We start from the raw sequence: 1,242 nt of genomic DNA, 5'->3' as shown, positions 1-1,242 counted from the left end.
CGTCGCCCTCGAGGCGGGCGTGGGTCCCCGGCCCGCCGCCGGGGCGTCGACGCGCCCCGGTGCGGCGCGCACGGGTGGGCGGTCTACCCTGGCGGGCGTGTCGAAGCCCGTCGTGCGCGCCCAGGACCTGGTAGTCGGCTACGGCGGGGCACCGGTGTGCGCGCCGGTGAGCTTCACGCTCGCGCCCGGCAAGGCGGTCGCGCTGGTCGGCGCCAACGGCTCGGGCAAGTCGACCGTGCTCAAGACGATCCTCGGCCTGCTCACGCCCGCGCAGGGCACGCTGCGCGTGTTCGGGGATCCGGTCGACGAGCGCGACGTGCTGTTCCGCACCCGGGTCGCGGCGGTGCTCGACGACGACGCGTACTTCCCGGCGCTCACCGTCGCGGAGCACCTGTACCTCACCGCGCGCGGCCACGGCGTGCTCGGCGCCGACGGCGTCGTCGACACGCTGCTCGACGAGTTCGGGCTGTCCGACCACCGACGCGCGCTGCCCGTCGCGCTCTCCTCGGGTCAGCGCCGGCGGCTGCTCCTCGCCGCCGGGTTCGCGCGCCCGCGGTCGCTGCTGGTGCTCGACGAGCCCGAGCAGCGCCTCGACCGCGCGATGCGCGACCGGCTCGCCGACCGCCTCAACGTCGAGAAGCGCGACGGCGGCGCGGTGCTGCTCGCGACGCACGACCCGGACCTCGTGCGTGCGGTCGCCGACCGTGCGGTGGTCGTCTCGGACGACGTGAGCCGCGTGGTCGACCCGGCCGAGGCGGCCCGCGTCATCAGCCGGGAGAACCCGTGAGCGACGAGGCGGCGGTCGCGCCCTCCGACGTCGGCGAGGTCCCGTCCGCCCGGGCCATCCGCCGCTACACCGCGCACGCGGGCAACGCGCGCGGCGGTGCGAACCTCGGGTCGGTCCTGTCGGACGTCTACTACGCCGTGATCGCGGTCGGCGTGGGGGTGCTCGTCGCGCTCGGTGCCGCGCGCACGCTCCGGCTCGAGGTGCATCCCGCGTCGCACGTGGTGACGGGCTGGGCGCTCGACCTGTCGACCCTGGTGGCGGTCGTGCTCGTCGCGGGCGCCGGGGCGCTGCTGTCGGTGGCCGGTCGCCTCGGGCCCGTGGGGGCGGGTGGCGCCGAGGCCGCGTGGTGGCTGGGCCTGCCGGTCGACCGGCGGGGTCTGCTGCGGCCCGCGTCGCTGCGCCTGCCGGTCGTGGCCGGGCTCGTCGGCGGTGTGCTGGTCGCGGTGCTCGACGCG

2 protein-coding genes are annotated in these 1,242 nt (G+C 77.2%); both read left to right on the top strand.

Annotated elements, in window-relative coordinates; genetic code table 11:
- The first annotated feature begins 97 nt into the window (after positions 1–97).
- The gene (locus HGA02_RS19690; protein ID WP_124344189.1) at positions 98–787 is read left to right on the top strand and encodes an ABC transporter ATP-binding protein; all 690 of its coding nucleotides are present in this window, start codon (positions 98–100) and stop codon (positions 785–787) included.
- Positions 784–1,242 (top strand): DUF6297 family protein (locus HGA02_RS21775; protein WP_343035647.1); only part of this gene is annotated, 459 nt, incomplete at its 3' end. The genes HGA02_RS19690 and HGA02_RS21775, both read left to right, overlap by 4 nt.

Source organism: Cellulomonas septica (genome assembly GCF_012396155.1).
Taxonomy (GTDB): Bacteria; Actinomycetota; Actinomycetes; order Actinomycetales; family Cellulomonadaceae; genus Cellulomonas; species Cellulomonas septica.
Note: the sequence above shows the minus strand (reverse complement) of the source record. Positions and strands in the feature narration are given on the sequence as shown.